The organism is Streptomyces sp. NPDC050738, assembly GCF_040654175.1.
GTDB lineage: Bacteria > Actinomycetota > Actinomycetes > Streptomycetales > Streptomycetaceae > Streptomyces.
This window is the reverse complement of the sequence record NZ_JBFAHN010000016.1, coordinates 137,236-161,153: the sequence shown is the minus strand read 5'-3', so window position 1 is coordinate 161,153 and position 23,918 is coordinate 137,236. Positions and strand designations below refer to the sequence as shown.

22 protein-coding genes are annotated in these 23,918 nt (G+C 69.6%); 12 read left to right on the top strand and 10 right to left on the bottom strand.

Translation table 11 applies throughout. The annotated features are described in order from the left end of the window. Window positions 1-2 precede the first annotated feature (2 nt). The 3 genes from AB0H78_RS31665 to AB0H78_RS31655 form a co-directional block, all read right to left on the bottom strand. A complete protein-coding gene (locus AB0H78_RS31665; RefSeq protein WP_363238119.1) occupies window positions 3-1,853 on the bottom strand; it encodes an HSP90 family protein in 1,851 nt (616 codons plus the stop codon). A gap of 78 nt (window positions 1,854-1,931) precedes the next feature. Continuing rightward, entirely contained in the window at window positions 1,932-2,930 is a 999-nt protein-coding gene (locus tag AB0H78_RS31660; RefSeq protein ID WP_363238118.1) for a hypothetical protein, read from the bottom strand. Window positions 2,931-3,023: 93 nt separating this feature from the next. Continuing rightward, on the bottom strand, window positions 3,024-3,599 hold the full coding sequence (locus tag AB0H78_RS31655) for an ankyrin repeat domain-containing protein (protein ID WP_363238152.1): 576 nt from the start codon (window positions 3,597-3,599) through the stop codon (window positions 3,024-3,026). Window positions 3,600-4,048: 449 nt separating this feature from the next. Here AB0H78_RS31655 and AB0H78_RS31650 point away from each other — a divergent pair, with 449 nt between their 5' ends. The 5 genes from AB0H78_RS31650 (at window position 4,049) to AB0H78_RS31630 (ending at window position 9,616) form a co-directional block, all read left to right on the top strand. Then, window positions 4,049-5,572 carry an SDR family oxidoreductase gene (locus tag AB0H78_RS31650; protein WP_363238117.1) on the top strand — a complete coding sequence of 508 codons (1,524 nt, stop codon included), beginning with the start codon at window positions 4,049-4,051 and terminating at the stop codon, window positions 5,570-5,572. Window positions 5,573-5,660: 88 nt separating this feature from the next. Continuing rightward, window positions 5,661-6,560 carry a U32 family peptidase gene (locus AB0H78_RS31645; RefSeq protein WP_363238115.1) on the top strand — a complete coding sequence of 300 codons (900 nt, stop codon included), beginning with the start codon at window positions 5,661-5,663 and terminating at the stop codon, window positions 6,558-6,560. A gap of 97 nt (window positions 6,561-6,657) precedes the next feature. After that, complete coding sequence (locus AB0H78_RS31640; RefSeq protein WP_363238114.1) at window positions 6,658-7,797, top strand: sugar ABC transporter substrate-binding protein; 1,140 nt, start codon at window positions 6,658-6,660, stop codon at window positions 7,795-7,797. Next, window positions 7,794-8,846, top strand: a complete 1,053-nt coding sequence (locus AB0H78_RS31635; protein WP_363238113.1) for an ABC transporter permease — start codon at window positions 7,794-7,796, stop codon at window positions 8,844-8,846. The genes AB0H78_RS31640 and AB0H78_RS31635 overlap by 4 nt, the downstream gene beginning before the upstream one ends. Next, window positions 8,843-9,616: an ATP-binding cassette domain-containing protein gene (locus AB0H78_RS31630; protein WP_363238112.1), complete on the top strand. Its 774-nt coding sequence runs from the start codon at window positions 8,843-8,845 to the stop codon at window positions 9,614-9,616. The genes AB0H78_RS31635 and AB0H78_RS31630 overlap by 4 nt, the downstream gene beginning before the upstream one ends. 77 nt (window positions 9,617-9,693) lie before the next feature. Here the strand turns inward: AB0H78_RS31630 and ychF are convergent, their stop codons facing one another. Then, window positions 9,694-10,782: a redox-regulated ATPase YchF gene (gene ychF, locus AB0H78_RS31625; protein ID WP_363238111.1), complete on the bottom strand. Its 1,089-nt coding sequence runs from the start codon at window positions 10,780-10,782 to the stop codon at window positions 9,694-9,696. Window positions 10,783-11,000: 218 nt separating this feature from the next. Here ychF and AB0H78_RS31620 point away from each other — a divergent pair, with 218 nt between their 5' ends. Continuing rightward, window positions 11,001-11,486 carry a DUF6542 domain-containing protein gene (locus tag AB0H78_RS31620; RefSeq protein ID WP_363238151.1) on the top strand — a complete coding sequence of 162 codons (486 nt, stop codon included), beginning with the start codon at window positions 11,001-11,003 and terminating at the stop codon, window positions 11,484-11,486. Here AB0H78_RS31620 and ppgK read toward each other — a convergent pair. Both ppgK and AB0H78_RS31610 read right to left on the bottom strand, forming a co-directional pair. Next, on the bottom strand, window positions 11,483-12,229 hold the full coding sequence (gene ppgK / locus AB0H78_RS31615; protein ID WP_363238110.1) for a polyphosphate--glucose phosphotransferase: 747 nt from the start codon (window positions 12,227-12,229) through the stop codon (window positions 11,483-11,485). The genes AB0H78_RS31620 and ppgK overlap by 4 nt on opposite strands. Window positions 12,230-12,259: 30 nt before the next feature. Next, the gene (locus AB0H78_RS31610; protein WP_363238109.1) at window positions 12,260-13,273 is read right to left on the bottom strand and encodes a 4-hydroxy-3-methylbut-2-enyl diphosphate reductase; all 1,014 of its coding nucleotides are present in this window, start codon (window positions 13,271-13,273) and stop codon (window positions 12,260-12,262) included. A 54-nt stretch (window positions 13,274-13,327) separates the two neighbouring features. On the opposite strand from AB0H78_RS31610, the gene AB0H78_RS31605 reads away from it, so the two are divergent. The 4 genes from AB0H78_RS31605 to AB0H78_RS31590 all read left to right on the top strand — a co-directional run bounded on the left by AB0H78_RS31605 (window position 13,328) and on the right by AB0H78_RS31590 (window position 16,873). Beyond that, entirely contained in the window at window positions 13,328-14,692 is a 1,365-nt protein-coding gene (locus AB0H78_RS31605; RefSeq protein ID WP_363238108.1) for an APC family permease, read from the top strand. Between the two features lie 9 nt (window positions 14,693-14,701). Further along, entirely contained in the window at window positions 14,702-15,916 is a 1,215-nt protein-coding gene (gene xseA / locus AB0H78_RS31600) for an exodeoxyribonuclease VII large subunit (protein ID WP_363238107.1), read from the top strand. Window positions 15,917-15,925: 9 nt separating this feature from the next. Then, a complete protein-coding gene (locus AB0H78_RS31595) occupies window positions 15,926-16,156 on the top strand; it encodes an exodeoxyribonuclease VII small subunit (protein WP_363238105.1) in 231 nt (76 codons plus the stop codon). A 126-nt stretch (window positions 16,157-16,282) separates the two neighbouring features. Next, window positions 16,283-16,873 (top strand): malonic semialdehyde reductase, encoded by a 591-nt coding sequence (locus AB0H78_RS31590; RefSeq protein WP_363238103.1) that lies wholly within the window; start codon window positions 16,283-16,285, stop codon window positions 16,871-16,873. An 83-nt stretch (window positions 16,874-16,956) separates the two neighbouring features. On the opposite strand, the gene AB0H78_RS31585 is transcribed toward AB0H78_RS31590, so the two are convergent. Then, the gene (locus tag AB0H78_RS31585) at window positions 16,957-17,484 is read right to left on the bottom strand and encodes a DUF4245 domain-containing protein (protein ID WP_363238102.1); all 528 of its coding nucleotides are present in this window, start codon (window positions 17,482-17,484) and stop codon (window positions 16,957-16,959) included. 133 nt (window positions 17,485-17,617) lie between these two features. Here AB0H78_RS31585 and glpX point away from each other — a divergent pair, with 133 nt between their 5' ends. Then, a complete protein-coding gene (glpX, locus tag AB0H78_RS31580) occupies window positions 17,618-18,649 on the top strand; it encodes a class II fructose-bisphosphatase (RefSeq protein WP_363238101.1) in 1,032 nt (343 codons plus the stop codon). Between the two features lie 69 nt (window positions 18,650-18,718). On the opposite strand, the gene AB0H78_RS31575 is transcribed toward glpX, so the two are convergent. The 3 genes from AB0H78_RS31575 to AB0H78_RS31565 all read right to left on the bottom strand — a co-directional run bounded on the left by AB0H78_RS31575 (window position 18,719) and on the right by AB0H78_RS31565 (window position 21,975). Beyond that, window positions 18,719-20,539 (bottom strand): 5'-nucleotidase C-terminal domain-containing protein, encoded by a 1,821-nt coding sequence (locus AB0H78_RS31575; RefSeq protein WP_363238100.1) that lies wholly within the window; start codon window positions 20,537-20,539, stop codon window positions 18,719-18,721. A gap of 201 nt (window positions 20,540-20,740) precedes the next feature. After that, a complete protein-coding gene (locus tag AB0H78_RS31570; protein WP_363238098.1) occupies window positions 20,741-21,109 on the bottom strand; it encodes a WhiB family transcriptional regulator in 369 nt (122 codons plus the stop codon). Between the two features lie 116 nt (window positions 21,110-21,225). Beyond that, window positions 21,226-21,975, bottom strand: a complete 750-nt coding sequence (locus AB0H78_RS31565) for a DUF1707 domain-containing protein (RefSeq protein ID WP_363238097.1) — start codon at window positions 21,973-21,975, stop codon at window positions 21,226-21,228. Window positions 21,976-22,121: 146 nt separating this feature from the next. On the opposite strand from AB0H78_RS31565, the gene AB0H78_RS31560 reads away from it, so the two are divergent. Continuing rightward, on the top strand, window positions 22,122-23,789 hold the full coding sequence (locus AB0H78_RS31560) for a fumarate hydratase (protein ID WP_363238096.1): 1,668 nt from the start codon (window positions 22,122-22,124) through the stop codon (window positions 23,787-23,789). Window positions 23,790-23,918: the final 129 nt, after the last annotated feature.

Below are 23,918 nucleotides of genomic sequence, written 5' to 3'. Positions count from 1 at the left end.
CGTCAGCTGTCCTTGCGGAGGGCGTGGGCGAGGAGGTCGAGGAAGGAGCGGTTGATGAGGCTCGACTCGGCGGGCCTGAGCGGACGCCGGGACAGCAGCGCCGCCTGCCCGTAGAGGGCTTCGGCACTGGTGCGGGCCAGTTCGGGCTCGTCGATGGTGACGGCGGTGCGGACCAGCGGGTTGAGCTGGTTGAGGATCAGCTGGGCGCGCGGAACTTCCTGGCGCAGCGCGCCGAGGATGTCGCCCCAGACGCCGCCGTCCTGCTCGCGGGCGAGCTGGGAGCGGGTGCGCTCGTGCCGGGCCTCGCGGCCGTCGACGAGCAGGGCGGGCGCGGAGGCGGGGTGGAAGGTGCGCAGGGCGACATCGCAGTCGAAGACGGCGAGGGCGTCGCGGGCGCGGGCGAGATAGGTCGCCGCGGCCAGTTCCGTCTCCCGGTCGACGGGGTCGAGATGGGCGGTGAGCGTCTCCGGGTCGAGGTCGGCGACCGCGGTCTCCGGCCTGATCTCGGGCAGCCGGTGCACCAGTTCACGGTCGTACGTGTAACCGCCGTTGACGACGCCGAGCCCGGCGGCCGAGGCGATCGCCGCGACCTGCCGGAACTCCTCCACGCTGGAGGTGACGAGCACGGTGCGGTGGGTGCGGGCGAACTCGTCGAGGGTGCAGTGCCCGTCGGTGGTCTCGAACGGCAGCCACGGCAGCAGCATCCGCAGGATCTCGTCGTCGTGCACGGCCAGGGACTTCACGGCCAGGTGGTGGGCCTGCAGGAAGCGCGAGAGCAGGTCGGGGTCGCTGGCGGCGGCCTGGGCGATCCACGCGCGCAGCCGCTCGGCGAGGGCGTCGCGTACGGCGGCGAGGGTGTCGTCCTCGTACAGCGCCTCGCGGGATGCCGTCGGCCGCAGACTCTCGGCGTCGACGACGCAGCGTACGAAGAACGCCCACTCGGGCAGGATCTCCTCGGCCCGCTCGGACAGCAGCATGCCCTTGACGTGCACACGGTGGCCGTGGCGGCGCCCGGCGGGCACCGCCTCGGGAAGGATGCACGCGATGCCCTTGAGGCCGACGGCCGGCAGGTCAAGCTCGATGGTGTCCAGGGGCGTGAACCCGAAGACGTCCTCGCCGTACGCGGCAAGCGCCCGGGAGCGGGCGCCCGGCGTCGGGTAGGTGCGCGCCCAGGGGGCGGGCTCGGGGTTGACGGGGGCGGCCGCGGAGCCCGTGGTGCCGTCGTCGAAGGTCACCGGGTGACGCAGCAGCGAGCCGAAGTGCCGTGCCAGCGCCTGCACTTGCGACGGCTTGGTCCACTCACCGGCATCGGCGCGGGGCGTCAGGGTGACGGTGGTGCCGGGCCGGGGGCGGGCGGATGCGGGCAGGGTGCGGACGGTGTAGCTGCCGTCGCCGCGTCCGCGCCACTCGACGGCGGGCGCGTCGGGCGTACGGGCGGACCGGCTGAGGACGTGGATCTCGTCGGCGACGAGGAAGCAGGAGAGCAGACCGATGCCGAACTGGCCGATGAAATCGGCGCGTTGCTCGGCGATCTTCTCGGCGCGCTTGCTGCTGCGGCCGATCGTGGCGAGGAAGGTGTGGACGTCGGCCTCGGTGAGACCTACGCCGTCGTCCTCGACGCGCACCACCGCGCCGTCGGCGTACAGCCGGATGCCGAAAGCCCCTTCGGGAGCGGCCGGTTCGAGGATGCGCCGGGCGGTCAGGGCGTCCACCGCGTTCTGCAGGAGCTCCCGCAGGTAGACGCGGGGGCTGGAGTAGAGGTGGTGGGAGAGGAGGTCGACGAGGCCGCGCAGATCCACCTGGAAGGTGCGGTCGGCGCCGGCCGGTCCGGAAACGGTTTCGGGCAGAGTCATCGGGCAGTCCGGGGTGAGGTGTTCGACGGATGGCGGACGTACGGGGGCAGAAGCGGGAAGGCGGAGAACCGACCGGCCTCAGGCGCGCTGCCGGAAACGGGCGTACGCCTTCTCCGGGCCCGCCATGTACGTCCACGGCCACGAGGTGTAGGCGCCGCCCAGTTCACGGAAGACGCGCGGGGCCAGCGTGCTGTCGCAGGCCAGCGACAGCGCCATGGCGAACATGTTGAAGTCGTGCTGCCAGCCCGGGCGGCGCTCGTAGCGCGCGTGGAGGATGGTGTGCCAGGCCGCGTTTCTCAGTTCGTCCCTGATCTGCGACGAGTTGAGGACGTTCTCGTCCTCCGACTCCACCCACTCCTCGATGTGGGCCATGGCGATCACACAGCCGAGCCGATGGCCTTCGGGCGTACGGGCAAGAGCCGCGCGGGCGAAGGCCAGAGCCTCCCCCGGCTCGCCGCCCCAGCGGGGCTGCAGCTGTGACACCCACGAGTTGTGGGTCTCCAGGTCCAGCGGATCACGGCGCAGGGCGGCGTCCAGCCGGGCCTCGTTGACCGCGGAACCGAGCGACATGCCCCGCCCGGAGGTCAGCAGCTGACTCCACGGCGTGGCCCAGTCCGGCCGCAGTTCGGCAGCTTCGAGCAGCTGCTCCTCGGCGATGTGGAGCCGCTCGTGGAAGACCCTCCACTGGTCCCGTGAGACATCCGAAGCGCGCGCGGAGGTACGCGCCTCCCAGCCCCACTTGATGTGCCGGGTGCCGGATATCAGGAGCGCGGTCGCCCGGTGCTCCTTGTCCTCCTCGGCCGCCCGCCCGATCCAGTCCTGCAGGCCGTCGATCTCGGCGAACTGACCGAGGACCAGCTGGTCATGGCCCAGGTCGAAGGGGGCCAGCGCTTCCTTGACCGCCTCCCAGTCCTCCGCGTCGGCGGCCTCCACCAGCGCCAGGACGCGCCTGTCCCCCAGCGCACGCAGCGCGTAGACCCCGTTCCGCTGCCTGCGCGTGGCAGGCAGGGCGTACGGATCCGCCCCCGGATCCGCCCCGGGTCTGTCCTCGCCCCTCCCGAACAGCTTGCCGAACATGCCGCACCCTCCCCTGGTCCTGCGCGATCGTCCGGGCAGCATAAGCGGCCCCTATGACAGCGCGTCCACAGGGTTGTCCCCGATGCGGGCAGGTCAGGCGCGCAGCAGCGCGGCGATCTCGTCCTGGCCCTTCTCCTCGGCGTGTTCGAGCGCGGTCTTCCCGTTCTTGTCCTCGATGGACCGGTCCGCGCCTCCGTCCAGGAGGAGCTTCACCGACTCCTGGTGGTCCTCGCCGCCGTCGCCGAGGATCACGGCCTCCAACAGGGCTGTCCAGCCAGGGTTGTTGACGTGGTCGATGTCGACGTCGATGTCCGGGTTGGTGGTGACCTCCCGGATGTAGTCGGCGAATCCGTGCTCGCCGGCCGGGATGAGGGAGGTGCCGCCGAAGCGGTTGAGGATGCTGTAGTCCGGGTCGGCATCGGCCAGTACGCGGGCCATCTTGACGCTGCCGGTCACGCCGGTGACCAGCCACGGGGTGTCGTGCTGCGCGTCCAGGGCATCCGGGTCGGCGCCCGCGTCGACGAGCAGCCGCGCGGCCACGTCGTGGTCGCCGGTGGCGGCGAGGAGCAGCGGCGTACGGCGGTTGCCGTCGCGGGTCTCCAGGTCGGCGCCACGCGCGATGGCGTCGCGTACGGCGTCGGGGTGTCCTTCGCGCGCCGCCGCGAGCAGGTCCCGGCTCGCGGCCGCCGAGGCGGCGGCGGAGGTGGGAGTGGAGGAGGAAGCAGAGGCGGACGCGGACGAGGAAGCGGAAGCGGAGGAAGAAACGGAGGAAGAAACGGAGGCCGACGGCTTCGGACGGTCCTCGGCTTCGGAGGACGTACTGCAGCCGGCCACGAGCACGGCGGTCCCGGCGACCGAGACGAGCAGCAGCGTGGAACGACGGGCGATTCGGCTCGATGCCATGAGCTTCCTCTTCTCTGTGCGGTGGGGGTGAGGGGCCGTACGTCCATGCTCGGGCCGTTCCGCGCCCCCACGGGTCGCCGGACCGACCACGTAATCGGCGGCACTCGGCCGACCCGGGGGTCGTCCGATCGGTTGATGACAGGCGCGGTCGCGCTGCCGCGCCCAGAATCGGGCAGCAGAGACCGAGAACGCACCGGACACCTGGAGGCTCACTCGTGGCGACGACGGACGGACGACCGGACACGGAGCGGCTGCACTGCCTGGTCACCGGGGCGTCCGGGTACGTCGGCGGGCGGCTGGTCCCCGAGCTGCTGGAGGCGGGCCACCGCGTCCGGTGCCTGGCCCGCTCCCCCGGCAAGCTCCGCGACCACCCCTGGGCGCAGGACGTCGAGACGGTCCGCGGGGATGTCACGGACGCCGCATCCGTCGCCGGGGCGATGCGCGGAGTCGACGTCGCGTACTACCTGGTGCACGCACTCGGCACCGGATCCGACTTCGAGAAGACGGACCGCCGCGCGGCCCGGATCTTCGCCGAGCAGGCGTCCGCGGCCGGTGTGCGCCGGATCGTGTACCTCGGCGGACTCACCCCGAAGGACGTACCCGAGCACTCCCTCTCCCCGCATCTGCGCTCCAGGGCCGAGGTCGGCCGCATCTTCCTCGACGGCCCGGTGCCCGCGACCGTGCTGCGCGCGGCGGTGGTCATCGGCTCGGGTTCGGCGTCGTTCGAGATGCTGCGCTACCTCACCGAACGGCTGCCGGTCATGGTGACCCCCAGCTGGGTGCACACCCGTACGCAGCCCATCGGGATCCGTGACGTGCTGCGCTGTCTCGTCGGCTCGGCGGCCATGCCCGCCGACGTGGACCGGGCGTTCGACATCGGAGGCCCCGACGTCCTCACGTACCGCGAGATGATGCGCAGGTACGCCGCCGTGGCCGGCCTCCCGCGACGCCTCATCGTGCCGGTCCCGGTCCTCACCCCGCGCCTGTCCAGCCACTGGGTCGGCCTCGTCACCCCCGTACCGGCTTCCCTCGCCCGCCCGCTGACCGAGTCGCTGCGTCACGAGGTGATCTGCCACGAAAACGACATCGCCCGGTACGTGCCCGAAGGACCGGGCCACCCGCTGCCGTTCGACGAAGCCCTGGCCCTGGCACTGCGGCGGGTCCAGGAGGCCCAGGTGGCCACCCGCTGGTCCTCCGCCGCACTGCCCGGCGCACCCAGCGATCCCTTGCCCACCGACCCGGACTGGGCGGGCGGGAGCCTCTACCAGGACGACCGGCAGCTCACGGTCGACGCGTCCCCGGAGTCGCTGTGGAAGGTGATCGAGGGCATCGGCGGCGACAACGGCTGGTACTCCTTTCCGCTGGCCTGGGCGGTCCGCGGCTGGCTGGACCGCTTCGCCGGCGGAGTGGGCCTGCGCCGCGGCCGACGGGACGCCGAGCGCCTGCGGGTGGGCGATTCCCTGGACTTCTGGCGGGTCGAGGAGATCGAGCCGGGCCACCTGCTGAGGCTGCGCGCCGAGATGCGGCTGCCGGGCCTCGCCTGGCTGGAGATGTACGCCGAGACGGACGACGGGGGCCGCACCCGCTACCGCCAGCGCGCCCTGTTCCACCCGCGCGGCCTGCTCGGCCACGCCTATTGGTGGAGCGTCTCCCCGTTCCACGCCGTCGTCTTCGGCGGCATGGCCCGCAACATCGCCCGGGCCGCCGCCGGGCAGGGGGCCGTCCGTAGCGGCCGTTGACGGGTCGCCGACGGCTGCCTACCGTCCAAGCGCAGCGATACCGAACCGCCGTCGAAATATCGAACGGAAGAAGGTCGGGATGGACGGCATGGAGAAAGCACGTCGATCGCTGTCCGCTCTCGGACTGCCGGACCGGGATCTCGGGGAGCTCCCCGACTCGGACAAACGCTTCCCCGACGGCGCGCAGTACCGGGTGGAGATCCCGTCGGTCGAAGGCCCGGGACCGTTCCAGGCGGTTCTGGAGGAGGCCGAGCGGTACGAGATCCGCGTACACCGCATCAGCCAGGGCAGCGGCATGATGCTGCTCACCGACGCGGAGATCCGGAGGATGGTGTCGCTCGGCCACGAACGCGGCGTCGAGGTCTGCCTCTTCGTCGGGCCGCGCGGCGGCTGGGACATCGGCATCCAGGCGACCTCTGCCGCGGGCGGCGGTGCGGCGGCGGTGCTGCGCGGCGCCGACCAGCTCGCGTACGGGCTGGAGGACGTCATCCGCGGCTGTGAACTCGGCGTGCGCAGCGTGCTGGTGGCCGACATCGGACAGCTGTGGATCATCGGCCGGCTGCGGCGCTCCGGTGACCTGCCGCCGGACCTGGAGATCAAGGCGTCGATCTCGATGCCGACGGCCAATCCGGCGGCCGCCCGGGTCCTCGAGGACCTCGGGGTCACCACGATCAACCTGCCGATCGACCTCACCCTGGCCCAGATGGCGGCGATCCGAAGCGCCGTCGACGTGCCCCTCGACGTGTACGTGGAGAGCTCCGACGACTTCGGCGGCGTCGTCCGCTACTACGAGATCCCGGCCCTCGTGCGGGTGGCGGCCCCGGTCCACCTGAAGTTCACCGTACGGAACGCGCCCCCGCTCTATCCGTCCGGCGCCCACCTCGCCGAGCTCGCCGTGGCGACCGCACGTGAGCGCGTACGGCGGGCGGCGATCGGCCTGTCGGTGCTCCGCCGGCACTACCCGGAGGCTGCGGCCGCAGGCTCTTGACGACCCGTTGGGCCGGTCCTATGTTGCAGGCCACCGAGCCTACCGAACGTTGTTCGAAATGTCGGACGATGCGGGCCGAGCTCACCAGGGTGGGGCCATGAAGAAGATCGATCCTCAGGTGGAAGAGGCCGTCGACACGATCGGCCTGAACGGTATCGCCAGGCGGCGGCTGCTCAGCGGGGCCGGCATGGTGAGCGCCTCGGCCGCCGCGGCCGCGCTGCTGTCCGCCTGCTCGTCCAGCAACAAGAGCGACGACAGTTCATCGGGCGACGGCGTGGGGGACTTCCCGAAGACGCCGAAGTGGAAGTTCGTGTTCGTCAACCACGTCACGACGAACCCTTTCTTCACCCCGACGCAGTACGGCGCGCATGACGCCTGCGCGCTGCTGGGCGCCTCGTTCCAGTGGACCGGTTCGAAGGATTCGAGCGTCCCGGAGATGGTCAGTGCCATGACGTCGGCCGTCACCGCGAAGGCCGACGGCATCGCGATCGCGGTCGTCGACAAGAACGCCTTCACGAAGCCCGTCGACAACGCCCTGCAGGCCGGGATCCCGACCGTCGCGTACAACGCGGACGGCGCGAAGGGAGACCCGGGGACCAGCCGGCTCTGCTACATCGGGCAGGACCTCTACCAGTCCGGGGTCCAGATGGGCCGGCGCATCGCCTCGCTGATGCCGGACGGCGGGGACGCGGTCGGGTTCATCGCCACTCCGGGCGCGCTCAACATCCAGCCGCGTATCGACGGCGCCACCGACGCGATCAAGGCAGCGGGCGCGTCGATCAACTTTGCCACGGTCGCCAGCGGAGCGGAGCTCCCCAAGGAGCTGTCGACCGTCGACGCGTATTCGATCGGGCACAAGAGCCTCAAGGGTCTGTTCGCGGTCGACGCGGGCTCGACGGAGGCCGTCGGCAAGGTCATGAAGAAGTACGGCCTCAAGCAGAAGGGGGTGGTCGCGGGCGGCTTCGACCTGAACCCGAACACCCTCACCGCGATCAAAGAGGGCAGCCTCGACTTCACCATCGACCAACAGCCCTATCTCCAGGGCTTCCTGACGGTTCTTTATCTGTGGATGTACAAACTGTCCGGCGGCCTCATGATGCCGAGCATCACCGACACCGGCCTGCTCTTCGTGACCAAGGGCAACGTCGATCCGTATCTGCAGACCAAGACCCGGTACGAGGGCTCCAGCACGAAGCAGCAGCTGCTCAAGCGCTCCGGACCCATCGCACACGCATGAGCGACAGCACCGCGCAGCGGGCGGTCGGCGGGGAGCCCACCGGGGCAGGCTCCCCGCCGGAAAAGCAACCCGGCCCGCTGCGCCTCGCCTTCGACGCCTTCGTCGTCCGCCGTGAGGCCACGATCTTCATCGTCGCGGCGGGCCTGCTGGTGTACTTCTGGGCCAACAACGCGGACTTCCTCTCCCACAACAACCTGGTCAACCTCTCGCAGCAGACCGCGCCGTACGCGATCGTCGCGGCAGGCATGGTGATGCTGCTGGTCTGCGGGGAGATCGACCTGTCCGTCGGCAGCGTCTTCGCGCTGTCGCCCTTCCTGATGCACTACCTGATCGACTACTACGGCGTGTACCCGATCATCGCGATCATCGGCTCCGTGCTGGCCGGCGCCCTGATCGGGCTGTTCAACGGGTTCGTGGTGGTCGTGCTGCGGGTGCCGTCGTTCGTCGCCACGCTGGGCACGCTCTTCCTCTTCCTGGGCATCATGCTGACCAGCTCGCACGCGTACCCCGCACAGATTCCCGAGGCGGCGCAGGGGCTGCAGGGCTGGTTCGGGGAGTCGGACTGGTCGGAGCTGATCTGGTGCCTGATCATCATCGCGTTCTTCCACGTCCTGCTCACCCGCTCCCGCTGGGGCCTGCACACCGTCGCCACCGGCGGCAATCCGCTCGGCGCGAGCGAGGCCGGCATCAAGACCGGCCGTATCAAGACCGGAAACTTCATGGCCAGCGGTGCGCTCGGGGCCTTCGCCGGACTCCTGGAGGCCTTCCGTGTCAGCTCGATCGACCCGAGCTCGGCGGGCGCGGACGGCGCGGCCCCGATGTTCGTCGCCGTCTCGGCAGCGGTCATCGGCGGTACGGCGCTGGCCGGCGGCTCGGGAACGGTCATCGGCGCGCTGCTCGGCGCGCTCGTCCTCGCGGAGCTGCGCAACGGGTTCAACCTCATCGGCATCAGCGCCAATCCGTTCAACATCATCCTCGGCGCGGCGATCATCATCTCCATGGTGCTCAACGTGCACCTGACCAGGCTGCGAAGGGCGGGCCGCCGATGACGGAGCAGGGGACGACCACACCACCACCTGCGCTCTCGGTGGAGCACATGGCCAAGGGCTACGGCGCGATCACGGCACTGAAGGACGTGAACCTGCGGCTGGAAAAGGGCGAGGTCCTCGCCCTGGTCGGCGACAACGGCGCCGGGAAATCAACACTGCTGAAGATCCTCTGCGGCTTCCACCGCCCCGACTCCGGCCGCATCCTCCTCGACGGCCAGGAGGTGACCCTCAAGTCGGTCGACCACGCCCGCTCGCTCGGCATCGACGCGGTCTACCAGGACCTGGCGCTGGTGAACGAACTGACCGTCTACCACAACATGTTCCTCAACCGGGAGCGGATCGGACCCACCCGACTCCTGCGCAACCGTGCGATGCGCAGGATCGCCAAGGAGCACCTGGCCACCATGGGGGTGAACATCCCGTCGGTCGACGTCGAGGTGGCCAAACTGTCCGGCGGCCAGCGGCAGGCCATCGCCGTGGCCCGCTCGATCTACTCCGAGGCGAGGATCCTGCTCCTCGACGAGCCGCTCGCCGCGATGGGCGCCAAGGAGGGCGCGCTCATCCTCGACCTGGTCAACGACCTCAAGGCGCACGGCGAGGTCTCCGTCGTCATCATCGCGCACAACTACGCGCAGGTCTTCGAGATCTGCGACCGGGTCAACCTGCTCCAGCACGGCGAGATCACCTTCGACAAGCGCACGTCGGAGACCTCGGTGGCCGAGCTGACCGACCTGGTGGTCGAGGAGTACCGCAGGTCCCGCACCACGTAGCCGCCCCGTCCCGGACGAGGACGAGGACGAGGGCACCCGCGTCGCGGGTGCCCTCGGTGTGACCTCTGCCGGTGCTGCTACACGTTGAAGCGGAACTCCACGACGTCGCCGTCCTGCATGACGTACTCCTTGCCCTCCATACGGGCCTTGCCCTTCGCGCGGGCCTCGGCGACCGAGCCGGTCTCCACCAGGTCGGCGAAGGAGATGATCTCCGCCTTGATGAAGCCCTTCTGGAAGTCGGTGTGGATCACACCGGCCGCCTCGGGAGCCGTCGCGCCCTGCGGGATCGTCCAGGCGCGGGACTCCTTGGGGCCTGCCGTGAGGTAGGTCTGGAGGCCCAGCGTGGCGAAGCCGACGCGGCCGAGGGTGGCGAGGCCGGGCTCCTCCTGGCCCATGGACTGGAGGAGTTCGAGGGCCTCGTCGTCGTCGAGCTCGATGAGCTCGGACTCGATCTTGGCGTTCAGGAAGATCGCCTCGGCGGGGGCGACCAGGGCGCGCTGCTCGTTCTTGAACTCCTCGTCGACCAGCTCGTCCTCGTCGACGTTGAAGACGTAGAGGAACGGCTTGGTGGTGAGGAGGTGCAGCTCGTGCAGGAGGTCGCCCTGCTCGGTGCCCTTGGTGATGCCCGCGGAGAACAGCGTCTCGCCGGCCTCCAGGATCTTCTGGGCCTTCTCGACCGCGGCGAGGACGAGGACCTTCTCCTTCTGGAGGCGGGACTCCTTCTGGAGGCGGGGGATCTGCTTCTCGACGGACTGGAGGTCGGCGAGGATCAGCTCGGTGTTGATGGTCTCGATGTCGTCCTTCGGCGAGACCTTGCCGTCGACGTGCACGACGTTCTCGTCCTTGAAGGCCCGGATGACCTGGCAGATCGCGTCGGACTCGCGGATGTTCGCCAGGAACTTGTTGCCCAGGCCCTCACCCTCGGAGGCGCCGCGGACGATGCCCGCGATGTCGACGAAGTCCACCGTGGCGGGGATGAGCTTCTGCGAGCTGAAGATCTCGGCGAGCTTGGTCAGGCGGGCGTCGGGGACACCGACGACGCCGACGTTCGGCTCGATCGTGGCGAACGGGTAGTTGGCCGCCAGCACGTCGTTCTTGGTCAGGGCGTTGAACAGGGTCGACTTGCCGACATTCGGCAGACCGACGATTCCGATCGTGAGCGACACGTTGGCGACTTCCCGTTACGAAGGGTGATGGATCGGCCCTGGTAGAGCGGGCCGGTGTACCAGTTTACGGGCGCGCGGAGGGCGGTCTTCTGTTCCCGTACGTCGAACTCAGCGCCAAGGTCACCCAAAGCGCGTGTCCCGCGCCGGATTCACCCCACCTCGCGACCTACGTTGGTCGGGTGGAGCAGCAACACAGGACCCGGACCCCCCGTCCCGACGTGCCCTCACAGGCCGGTCGCGGCGAGACCGCGACCGTCTACCGGGTCTCCCGGACCCGCCCCGCACGGCCCGTGGCACCTCTGGTGCTGGCCCTGCGGAAGATGCCCAGTCCGCGGCTGACGGGGCTCGGCGGCGGGCTCTTCGCGATGGTGGCCATGCTGGCGGCCGGCGCGCTGGACTGGCTGCTCTTCGGCGGGTCGGCGATCGCGTACGGGCTGCTCTTCCTGCCGGTGAGTGTGGCGACCGCGATGTGGGTGCGGCCGGCCGACCTCGTGACCGCGCCGATCAGCGTGCCGATCGCCTTCGCCGTCGGGTCCGTGCTGATCTCCGACGGGGCGGGCGACGGGCTGGCCGGGAGCCTCATGGGCGTCCTGACCACGCTGGCGCTGCATGCCGGCTGGCTGTACACCGGCACGCTCGTCGCCGCGGTGATCATGGTCGTACGCCGCGTACGCGTGATCTCCGAGCGCCGCCGCGGGCGTTAGCCCTCGCGCTTCGAGGCGGCCATCGCCGCTCCTACGATGCCCGCGTTGTTCTCCAGTTCCGCCGGCACGATCTCGGCCCTGATGTCCTCGATGAGGTGCAGGAACTTGTCCGCCTTGCGGCTCACACCGCCGCCGATGATGAAGAGCTCGGGCGAGAAGAGCATCTCCACATGGGCCAGGTACTTCTGCACCCGGTGCGCCCAGTGCTGCCAGCTCAGGTCCTCGTCTTCCTTGGCCTTGGTGGAGGCGCGGGTCTCCGCGTCGTGGCCGTGCAGTTCCAGGTGTCCGAGCTCGGTGTTCGGGACGAGGAGGCCGCCGCTGAAGACCGCCGAGCCGATGCCCGTACCGAACGTGAGCAGGATGACCGTGCCCTTGCGGTCGCGGCCCGCGCCGAAGGCCATCTCCGCGATGCCGGCCGCGTCCGCGTCGTTCAGGACGGTGACGGGGCGGCCGTCCAGGCGCTGGGAGAGGAGGGTCGCCGCGTCGGTGTCGACCCAGCCCTTGTCCACGTTCGCCGCCGTACGGACCGTGCCGTCCGTGACCACGCCGGGGAACGTGATGCCCACCGGGCCCTCCCAGGAGAAGTGGGAGACGACCTCGGCCACGCAGTCGGCCACACCGTCGGGTGTGGCCGGCTGCGGGGTCAGAACCTTGTGCCGCTCCTGGGCGAGGTCGCCGCGGTCGAGGTCGACCGGAGCGCCCTTGATGCCGGAACCGCCGATGTCCACGCCGAAGATCTGCATGGACTCAACGTTACGGCGTACCGCTGACAGTTACTTGGTGACCGGGGTGACCGGCTGCTTCGCGGACAGCTCGGCCGCTTCGGCGCGCAGGTCGCGGCGGAGCTCCTTGGGCAGCGAGAAAGTGATCGACTCGTCGGCCGTCTTCACCGTCTCCACGTCCGCGTAGCCGCGCTCGGAGAGCCACTCCAGTACGCCGTCGACCAGGACGTCCGGGACCGAGGCGCCCGAGGTCAGGCCGACCGTCGTGACGCCCTCCAGCCAGGCCTCGTCGATCTCGGCGGCGAAGTCCACCAGGTGGGCCGCGGGGGCTCCGGCGTCGAGGGCGACCTCGACCATGCGGATGGAGTTGGAGGAGTTCTTGGAGCCGACGACGATGACCAGTTCGGCGTCCTCGGCGAGCTTCTTCACCGCGATCTGGCGGTTCTGCGTGGCGTAGCAGATGTCGTCGCTCGGCGGCGAGAGGAGGTTGGGGAACTTCGACTTCAGGGCGTCGACCGTCTCCATCGTCTCGTCGACGGAGAGCGTGGTCTGGGAGAGCCAGACGACCTTCGACTCGTCGCGCACGGAGACGTTCGCGACGTCCTCGGGGCCGTCGACCAGCGTGATGTGGTCGGGGGCCTCGCCGCTCGTGCCGATGACCTCCTCGTGGCCCTCGTGGCCGATCAGGAGGATGTCGTAGTCGTCGGCCGCGTACCGGACGGCTTCCTTGTGGACCTTGGTGACCAGGGGGCAGGTCGCGTCGATCGTCGCGAGCCTGCGCTCGGCGGCCTCGGCATGGACGGTCGGGGCCACCCCGTGCGCGGAGAACATCACGATGGAGCCCTCGGGCACCTCGTCCGTGCGCTCGACGAAGATCGCGCCCTTCTTCTCCAGCGTCTGCACCACGTACTTGTTGTGCACGATCTCGTGGCGGACGTAGACCGGCGCGCCGTACTGCTCCAGGGCCTTCTCGACGGCGATCACGGCACGGTCCACACCCGCGCAGTACCCACGGGGCGCGGCGAGCAGGACACGGCGGGCTGTCGTTGCAGTCATGTTCTCCATCGTAAGGCCGTGCCCGGCGGGCCAAAGATCGGCTCTGCGGGAAGACTGTGACGCATGAGCACGGGCAAGAGCACAGACAGTGAAGAGACCGGGACGCTGCGACGGAACCTCGGCTTCCGGGACCTGGTCGTCTACGGGCTGCTCTTCATCGCCCCCATGGCCCCGGTCGGCGTCTTCGGCACGCTCGACGCCAAGTCGCACGGCGCGGTGGCGCTGGTCTATCTGGTCGCGACCGTGGCGATGGCGTTCACCGCTTTCAGCTACGCACAGATGGTGCGGGTCATCCCCAAGACGGGTTCGGTCTTCGCGTACGCCCGAAAGGGCCTCGGCGAGGGGCCCGGTTTCATCGCCGGGTGGATGGCGATGCTGGACTATCTGCTGATCCCGGCCGTCGCGTATCTCTTCTCCGGGATCGCGATGAACGCGCTGGTGCCGTCCGTCTCGCGCTGGGTGTGGACCGCGATCGCCGTCGTCGTGACGACGCTGCTGAACCTGTGGGGCGTTCGGGCGGCCGCGCGGGTCGGCTTCGCGGTGCTCGCCATGGAGATCGTGGTGCTCCTCGTCTTCGTGGTGGCCGCGCTGGTGGAGATCTCGCAGGGCGGGGCGACCCGGGGGCTGATGACGCCGTTCACCAGCGACATCGGGTTCTCGATGAGCGCGGTCCTGGGGGCGGTGTCGGTGGCCGTCCTGTCGTATCTCGGCTTCGACGCGATCGCCTCGTTCGCCGAGGAGGTGACCGGGGGGTCGGCGAAGGTGGCGCGGGCGGTGCTGTTCTGCCTGGTCCTGGCGGGCGTGCTGTTCATCGCGCAGACCTATCTGGCGGCCGTACTCGAACCGGTCTCCTCCGCCCAGCTGGCCGCCGATCCCGCTGCCCAGGGGGATGCGTTCTACACCACGGTGGACGCGGCCGTGGGCGGCTGGCTGCACGACCTCGTCGCGGTGTCCAAGGCGATCGGCGCCGCCTTCGCCGCGCTGGCCGGGCAGGCCGCGGCGGGACGGCTGCTCTTCGCGATGGCCAGGAACCGGCGGCTGCCGCACGTGCTGTCGAAGGTGGACGGCCCGTCCGGGGTGCCGCGGGTCGCACTGCTGCTGGCCGCGGCCGTGACGCTGGTGGCCGCGGTGTGGGCGGCCCGGCGCGACGACGGTCTGGACCATCTCGTCTCGGTGGTCAACGTCGGGGCGCTGACCGCCTTCGTGCTGCTGCACGCCTCGGTGGTGGGCTGGTTCGCCGTACGGAAGATGGAGGGCCCCGTCATCTGGTGGCGGCATGTGCTGGTGCCGGTGCTGGGTGCGGCGATCACCATCGCGGTGATCGTGGAGGCGACGGGGACCGCGCAGGTCGTCGGGCTGATCTGGCTGGGGATCGGACTGGTGGTGCTCGCCGTTCAGCTGGGACGTCCTGTCAGTGCGGACGGCTAGCCTTCCCGTATGGCTCTGAATACGAGTGCGGATGCGCCGCTGCCCGTCGGCGAGGTCTCGCGGCTCATCGGGGGGTGGATCGACCGCCTCGGCGCGGTCTGGGTCGAGGGGCAGATCACGCAGCTGTCCCGGCGTCCCGGGGCAGGGGTCGTCTTCCTGACGCTGCGCGACCCGTCGCACGACATCTCGGTGGGCGTGACCTGTTTCCGGCAGGTCTTCGACGCGGTCGCCGATGTGGTGACCGAGGGCGCGCGGGTCGTCGTCCACGCGAAGCCCGAGTGGTACGCACCGCGGGGGCAGCTGTCGCTGCGCGCCGTGGAGATCAAGCCGGTGGGCATCGGTGAACTGCTCGCCCGCCTGGAGCAGTTGAAGAAGACCCTCGCGGCGGAGGGCCTCTTCGCACTGGACCGCAAGAAGCCGCTGCCGTTCCTGCCGCAGCTGATCGGGCTGGTGACGGGGCGTGCGTCGGCGGCCGAGCGCGATGTCCTGGAGAACGCGCGGCGGCGTTGGCCCGCCGTCCGCTTCGAGGTGCGGAACGTGGCGGTCCAGGGGGTGCACGCGGTGCCGGGAGTCGTCCAGGCGGTGAAGGAGCTGGACGCGCTGCCGGAGGTCGACGTGATCATCGTGGCGCGCGGCGGCGGGAGCGTGGAGGATCTGCTGCCGTTCTCGGACGAGCAGCTGGTGCGTGCGGTGGGCGCGTGCCGTACGCCGGTCGTCTCCGCGATCGGCCACGAGCCCGACTCCCCGCTGCTCGACCTGGTGGCGGACCTGCGGGCCTCGACCCCGACGGACGCGGCGAAGAAGGTCGTCCCCGATGTCGGGGAGGAGCTGGACCGGGTGCAGGGGCTGCGCGACCGGGCGCTGCGCACCGTCCAGGGGGCCCTCGACCGGGAGGAGCGGGGGCTGGCCGCCGCGCTGGCCCGGCCCTCCATGGAGCGGCCGCAGCGGATGGTGGAGGAGCGCGAGGCGGTGGTGGACGCGCTGGTGGAGCGCAGCCGGCGCACGCTGGGGCACCTCCTGGACCGCGCGGACTCCGAGCTCTCGCACACCAGGGCCCGGGTGGTGGCACTCTCGCCCGCGGCGACGCTGGAGCGCGGCTATGCGGTGCTGCAGCGTGCGGACGGTGCGGTCGTACGGGACCCGGCGGAGGTCGGGGACGGGGACGTGCTGCGGGCCCGGGTGGCCGGGGGCGACTTGAACGTGACAGTGACGGCACAGGACTAGGTGGAGATCATGGCGAAGACCGAGACTGCGGAAACAGCGGAAACGGCCCTGGGGTACGAGCAGGCGCGGGACGAACTGATCGAGGTCGTACGGAAGTTGGAGGCAGGCGGCACCACCCTGGAGGAGTCGCTCGCCCTCTGGGAGCGCGGCGAGGAGCTGGCCAAGGTCTGCCGCCGCTGGCTGGACGGAGCACGGGCGCGCCTGAACGCGGCGCTGAAGGAGGACACTGGGGAGGAGTAACCCCAGCTCAGGAGGCGTGGCCTGTGAGGCCGCTCACTCGGGGACGGGTTTAGTTGAAACTTAATCTATTGCGTCGTACAGTCGGAGCATCGCTTGATGCACACGCACGTCCGGAAGGTACGACAGATGTCCCTCGTTCTTGACCCCGCCGCCCAGGACCTCCTGTTCCGCGAGGCCCGCACCGCCAACACCTTCACCGACGAGCCGGTGACCGAGGAGCAGGTGCAGGCGATCTACGACCTGGTCAAGTTCGGGCCGACCGCCTTCAACCAGTCGCCGCTGCGCATCACCCTGGTCCGCTCCCCCGAGGCCCGCGAGCGCCTGGTGAACCTGATGGCCGAGGGCAACCAGCCCAAGACCGCCACCGCCCCGCTGGTCGCGATCCTCTCCGCCGACAACGAGTTCCACGACGAGCTCCCGGCCCTGCTCCCGCACTTCCCGCAGGCCAAGGACATGTTCTTCTCCGAGCGCCCGGTCCGCGAGCAGGCCGCCCTGGTCAACGCCACCCTGCAGGCCGGCTACTTCATCGTCGGCGTCCGCGCCGCCGGTCTGGCCGCGGGCCCGATGACGGGCTTCGACTTCGCCGGTGTCCAGAAGGAGTTCCTGGACGACGACCACACCCCGCTGATGATCATCAACATCGGCAAGCCGGGCGAGGACGCCTGGTTCCCGCGCTCCCCGCGCCTGGAGCTCGACGAGGTCATCACCACCGTCTGAGCCCCCGCTCACTCGCGAAAGAGGCGGTCACCCCCGGTCCCGGGGTGGCCGCCTCTTTCGCGTACACGCGTCTTGGCTTCGCTTCACTTCGTGCGCAGCGCCGCCGCCATCTTCGCCAGCTGCTCGTACGACGCCGTGCCGGTCACCACCGTGGTGGACCCCTTGTCCAGGCGCACCAGGGCGTCGTAGTGCGAGCCCTCCCAGCGCTGCCAGGTCTCGCCGTTGACCTGCTGCGTCTGCGCGGTCTTCTTCGCCTGCTGGCTCACCGCGCGGGCGTACTTGTCCGCCGCAGCCCCGGTCACCGCCGACTGCTCTATGGCCACGTACTGGTCGTCCGGGTCGACGAAGCCCAGGTGCCAGGCCTTGCCGTTCTTCCCGTCGTACGTCACCGAGCTCGCGCGCCACTCCTTGGACAGGCCCTCCGGTGCGGCCACCGGGTACCCGGCGTAGCGCCGCGCCTGCAGGAGCTCGACCCGGTAATCGGTCGGCTTCTTGATCGGACTCGCCTTGTCGTCGTGCGGGACGAACACGTAGATCCCCGCGACGATCACCCCGATCACCGCCAGGGACTGCACCGCACCCCGGACTGTCTGCTTTCGCGCACCTGCCATGTGCCCCATGGTCTCAGGTGGTGACTGTGCTCATACGTGGGGGCCCCTGCTCATTTTATCGCCCAAACGATAGAATCGAACGAACCCTCAACATCTACATACGGCCGTCGTCGTATCAGAAAGGTGCGTGCCGATGACCGAGCATCAGCTTCCTTCCCAGCTCGAGGTCTCTCCCGAGGCCCCCGACCGCAACCTCGCCCTGGAGCTCGTACGGGTCACCGAGGCCGCCGCCATGGCCGCCGGGCGATGGGTCGGGCGCGGCGACAAGATCGGCGCGGACGGCGCGGCCGTCAATGCCATGCGCACCCTGGTCTCCACCGTCTCGATGAACGGCGTCGTCGTCATCGGCGAGGGCGAGAAGGACGAAGCGCCGATGCTCTTCAACGGGGAGCACATCGGTGATGGCACCGGCCCCGAGGTGGACATCGCCGTCGACCCGATCGACGGGACGACGCTGAACGCCAAGGGCCAGCCGAACGCCATCGCGGTGCTCGCGGCCGCCGACCGCGGGACGATGTTCGACCCGTCCGCCGTCTTCTACATGGAGAAGCTGGTCACCGGACCCGAGGCAGCCGACTTCGTCGACATCAACGCCCCGGTCTCGGTCAACATCCGGCGCGTGGCCAAGGCGAAGAACTCCAGCCCCGAAGACGTCACCGTGATGATCCTCGACCGGCCGCGCCACGAGGGCATGGTCAAGGAGATCCGCGAGACGGGCGCGCGGATCAAGTTCATCTCGGACGGCGACGTCGCCGGGTCGATCATGGCCGTACGGGAAGGGACCGGCGTCGACCTGCTGATGGGCATCGGCGGCACCCCCGAGGGCATCATCTCCGCGTGCGCGATCAAGTGCCTCGGCGGCACCATCCAGGGCAAGCTCTGGCCCAAGGACGAGGCCGAGCGGCAGCGGGCGATCGACGCCGGCCACGATCTCGACCGGGTGCTCTCGACCAACGACCTGGTCAGCGGCGACAACGTCTTCTTCGTCGCCACCGGGATCACCGACGGCGAGCTGCTGCGCGGCGTGCGCTACCGCGCGGAGACCGCGACCACCGAGTCGCTGGTGATGCGGTCCAAGTCGGGCACGATCCGCAGGATCGACTCGACGCACCGCCTCTCCAAGCTGCGCGCGTACAGCCAGATCGACTTCGACCGCGCGAAGTAGCAGCGCCGGTAAGCGACTTGGGGCGCCCCCTGTGCGGTGGGGCGCCCCTTTTGCGTACCCGGGACCTTCTTAGAAGACCGGCGTGCCCGCCTGCGTCAGCTTCCAGTTGGAGACCGCGAAGTCCTTCGGGTCGAGGGCGCCCTTGGCGATCACGTAGTCGATCATCGTCTGGCGGATCTCGGTGGTGGAGGAGAAGGCGATCTCGGCGGTCGCGATGTGCGGATAGCCGCTGCCGCCGTTGGCACGGTAGTTGTTGACCGCGATAACGAAGACCTGGGCGTCGTCGATCGCCGCGCCGTTGTGGGTGAGGTTCTTGATGCGTGAGCCGACCGGCTGGGCGATGTCGATCTCGTACGCGACGCCGGCCATGGTGTCGTACATGTAGTCCCAGAAGCTGTTGGCGTTGGTGAGGGTCGCGGTGTCGACCTTCGTGCCCGCCGGGACCTGGGCGTAGTACTTCGCCGCGTACTCCAGGTAGTCCTTGAGCTGGGCGCCGGTGAGCTTCTTTCCGTACAGCGTGTTGTCGTACGTGTAGAGCCCGGCGATGTCGCGGATCGTCACGTCGCCCGCCGGGATGTCCGCGGTGCGGCTGAAGGGCGCGGCGATGGAGACCATCGGCAGGGCGGCGTCGGCGGCCGAGAGACCTGCGGTCACCGTGTCCATCTGGACCTTCTGGATGAAGTCCATGACCGGGACGTCCTTCCAGCACGCCTCAGCGGCCGACAGGTCCTCGGTGCAGGTGCCGATGGCCGTGTTGACGTAGGCGACGGTCGCGTCGTGGTCCGCCTTGACGAGGCGCGTGATGACCGGGTCCTCGTCCTCCTGCTCGGTGGGGAGCGTGTCGGAGGTGACGGAGGTGACCTTCCAGCGGCCGTGCTCCAGCTCCAGTTCGAAGTCGAAGACCGAGAGCCGCTTGCCGTAGCAGAACGGCTCGGAGAGCACGACGTTCTTGCCCGTCTCCTTGTTGGCGACGGTGTATGTGGGGACGTTGGTGTGGGTGTGGCCGACGAGGATCGCGTCGATGCCGGGGACCTCCTCGGCGACCAGGTTCGACGCGTTCTCGACGTACGGCAGCGAATCGCCGTACGAGGACGAGCCGTCGAGACCGGAGTGGTCGGTCAGGAAGATCACGTCGCAGCCGAGCGCGCGCAGCCGCGGGACGTACTTCTTCGCCTGCTCGACCAGGCCGGGGAAGGTCATCTTCCCGGCGACGTTGTCCTTGTCCCACAGGGCGATCCCGGGGTTGGTGAGCCCCAGGATGCCGACCTTGACGTCAGGGCCGCCGTGGACGCGCAGCCGCTTGACGGCGTATGGCGGGAAGCCGGGGCGCAGCGTCTTGGCGTCCAGGGCGTTGGCGCCCAGGAGCGGGAAGTCGAGCTGCTTCTCGAAGGTGCGCAGCAGCGGGATGCCGTAGTTGAACTCATGGTTGCCGAGCGCGGCGGCGTCGTAGCGCATGGCATTCATGGCGAGCGCCATCGGGTGCTTGGGGCCGCGCCTGCCGTCCTTGCCGGTGATGGGGTCGACGCGGGCGAAGTAGTACGCGAGCGAGGTGCCCTGGATGATGTCGCCGGCGTCGACCAACAGACAGCGGTCGGCGCCCTTTTCGGCGCGCAGCTTCTTCACCAGGGTGGCGACCTTGGCGATGCCGACCGCGTCGCCCGCGCTGTCCTTGTACGCCGCGTCCGTGTAGTAGTCCCAGTCGAAGACGTGGCTGTGCAGGTCGGTCGTGCCGAGGATGGAGAAGGAGTGCGTCTTCTTCGGCTTCGCCGCCTTCTCCGGGTTACCCGCCGGCGCGGCGCTCGCGGCGGTGGTTCCTGCTGTGGTGGCGATGGCCATGGCGGCCCCGGTCACGGCTGTCCTGTTGATGAATGCGCGGCGGTCGATCGGCATGCACGTCTCCTGTGGGACGGGGAGGGCTGGTCTGACAGAAGGGGTTACGCGCGTAGATCCTTGCCGCTTCAGGGGTGTTGGCTGAATCCCGATCCGGTCATCTCCCGGTCAAGGGAGCGTATGCACAGGCAGCACACAGGGAAGGGACACCCGGCCGTCCGGGCGTCCCTTCCCTGGCAGAACTGCCAACTCGGCTCTGTCTCAGCCCGCTTGGGCGATGTGATCCGCCGCGGCGCTCCTCAGCTCGACTTCACGGCGGCGGCGCCTGGCCAGCACGACGCGGCGCTCGGCGGCGGTCAGACCTCCCCAGACTCCGTACGGTTCGGGCTGGAGCAGGGCGTGTTCCCGGCAGTCGACCATCACGGGACAGCGCGCACAGACGCGCTTCGCCGCCTCTTCCCGGGCCAGCCGGGCGGCCGTCGGCTCCTTGGACGGGGCGAAGAAGAGGCCCGCCTCGTCCCGGCGGCACACCGCCTCCGCATGCCAGGGGCCGGCCTGATCCTCACGCGCAGGACCTCGCTGCGGCGGGACGGCGGCGACCTGCACGGACTGGTACGGCGGATGCAGCACGGTCTACTCCTGACGACGGCTTCGCGAGCGAGAGACGATGCAGCACTCCCTACCCGCTGTACGCGCGCCTATGCACTGAGTTCCGATGTGCACACGTTCCTACAAACGCGAAAGCTTCAGCCCAGGTGCTTTCGCAGGTGCTTGTCGAGGTGCTTCTCCAGCCGCTTGTGCAGGTCGGTGACGAACTTGCCGCGCTTGGGCTTGGCCTCGATGTTCCCGAAGACCGAGTAGCCGTTGACCACGACGACCGGAGCCTCGGGATTCTCCGACTCCAGGTTCTCCACCTCGAAGTTGCCGAAGATCCCGGTGCCGCTGCCGCGCAGCGAGATGTTCTCCGGGACGGTGATCTCGACGTTGCCGAAGATGGAGGTGGCGTCGATGACGGTGAGGCGCTGCTCGAAGAGGGCCTCGGTGAGGTCGATCTCGATGTTGCCGAAGAGCGAGAAGGCCTTCGTACGGGCCCCGATGCGCCAGCGGCCCTTGCGGGTCGAGCTGGAGAAGACCGCGATCAGGCTCTCCGCGGTGACGGGAACGTTCGGATCGGCCTGCGCCCAGGGGGCGGCGGTCTGGTCGCGCCGGCCGCCGCCGGGCGCGGGCAAGTCCTCGACCAGCGGCTGCAGTTCACCGACGGTCTTGGCGCGGTAGACCGAGTCGATGCGCTCGGCGTGCTCCTCGGCGGTCAGGCGCCCCTCGGCCAGGGCGTCCCTGAGGATGTCCGCGATGCGGTCGCGGTCGGCGTCGGAGGCGCGGAGGCCGGGCGCGGTGGGTGCGGCCTGCGCGACGGGCGCGGCCTGGGCGACAGGCGCGGTGGGTGCGGCCGGGGCCGTCGGCGCCTGGGGCGGGTGGGGGTGCTTTTCGAGGTCCACCGACCCAGCGTACCCAAACGCGATAGATCGCGACTACCCCGTGGTGAGCCTTACCTCACAGACGGACCGGGTCCGCGGGGTTCTACGCTGGTGGGCGCCGGGCCAATGGGGGCCGGGCGCCGTCTGCCGAGTGAGGAATGGCCGTAATGCCAGAGTTTGCGTACTCCGATCTGCTCCCGCTGGGAGAGGACACCACGCCGTACCGGCTGGTGACCGCCGACGGTGTCTCCACCTTCGAGGCCGACGGCCGTACGTTCCTCAAGGTCGACCCCGAGGCACTGCGCAAGCTCTCCGCCGAGGCCATCCACGACATCCAGCACTACCTGCGGCCGGCGCACCTCGCCCAGCTGCGCAAGATCATCGACGACCCCGAGGCCTCGGGCAACGACAAGTTCGTCGCGCTCGACCTCCTCAAGAACGCGAACATCGCGGCAGCCGGGGTCCTCCCGATGTGCCAGGACACCGGCACCGCGATCGTCATGGGCAAGCGCGGCCAGAACGTCCTGACCGAGGGCGGCGACGAGGAGGCCCTGTCGCGGGGCATCTTCGACGCGTACACCCAACTCAACCTGCGCTACTCGCAGATGGCGCCGATCACCATGTGGGAGGAGAAGAACACCGGCTCGAACCTGCCCGCGCAGATCGAGCTGTACGCGACCGACGGCGGCGCGTACAAGTTCCTCTTCATGGCCAAGGGCGGCGGCTCGGCCAACAAGTCCTTCCTCTACCAGGAGACGAAGGCCGTCCTCAACGAGGCGTCCATGATGAAGTTCCTGGAGGAGAAGATCCGCTCCCTGGGCACGGCCGCGTGCCCGCCGTACCACCTGGCGATCACCGTCGGCGGCACGAGCGCCGAGTTCGCCCTGAAGACCGCGAAGTACGCCTCCGCGCACTACCTGGACGAGCTGCCCACCGAGGGCTCGGCGACCGGCCACGGTTTCCGCGATGTCGAGCTGGAGCAGAAGGTCTTCGAGCTGACCCAGAAGATCGGGATCGGCGCGCAGTTCGGCGGCAAGTACTTCTGCCACGACGTACGGGTCGTGCGCCTGCCGCGCCACGGCGCGTCGCTGCCGGTGGCGATCGCCGTCTCCTGTTCGGCGGACCGCCAGGCGCTGGCGAAGATCACCGCCGAGGGCGTCTTCCTGGAGCAGTTGGAGCGCGACCCGGCGCGCTTCCTCCCGGAGACGACGGACGAGCACCTCGACGAGGCCGGCGACGTCGTCAAGATCGACCTCAACCAGCCGATGGACGAGATCCTGGCCGAGCTCTCCAAGTACCCGGTCAAGACCCGCCTCTCCCTCAACGGCCCGCTGGTCGTCGCCCGCGACATCGCGCACGCCAAGATCAAGGAGCGGCTGGACGCGGGCGAGGAGATGCCCCAGTACCTGAAGGACCACCCGGTCTACTACGCGGGCCCCGCCAAGACCCCCGAGGGCTACGCCTCCGGCTCCTTCGGCCCGACCACGGCCGGCCGTATGGACTCCTACGTCGAGCAGTTCCAGGCGGCGGGCGGCTCCAAGGTGATGCTCGCCAAGGGCAACCGGAGCAAGCAGGTCACGGACGCGTGCGACGCGCACGGCGGCTTCTACCTGGGCTCGATCGGCGGCCCGGCGGCGCGGCTGGCGCAGGACTGCATCAAGAAGGTCGAGGTCGTCGAGTACGAGGAGCTCGGCATGGAAGCGGTCTGGAAGATCGAGGTCGAGGACTTCCCCGCGTTCATCGTGGTCGACGACAAGGGAAACGACTTCTTCACGGAACCCGCCCCGGCCCCCACCTTCACCAGCATCCCGGTGCGGGGCCCCGGGCTCGCGTAACCGCTCGGCGGACGGAGTCCGACGCAGCCGCGCGAAGCCTGGGAGGCCCCACGGGCCGAGCAGTGCGAGCGCGGCGTGGAAGAGCGGTGGCCCCCAAGGGCCGAGCAGTGCGAGCGCGGCGTGGAAGAG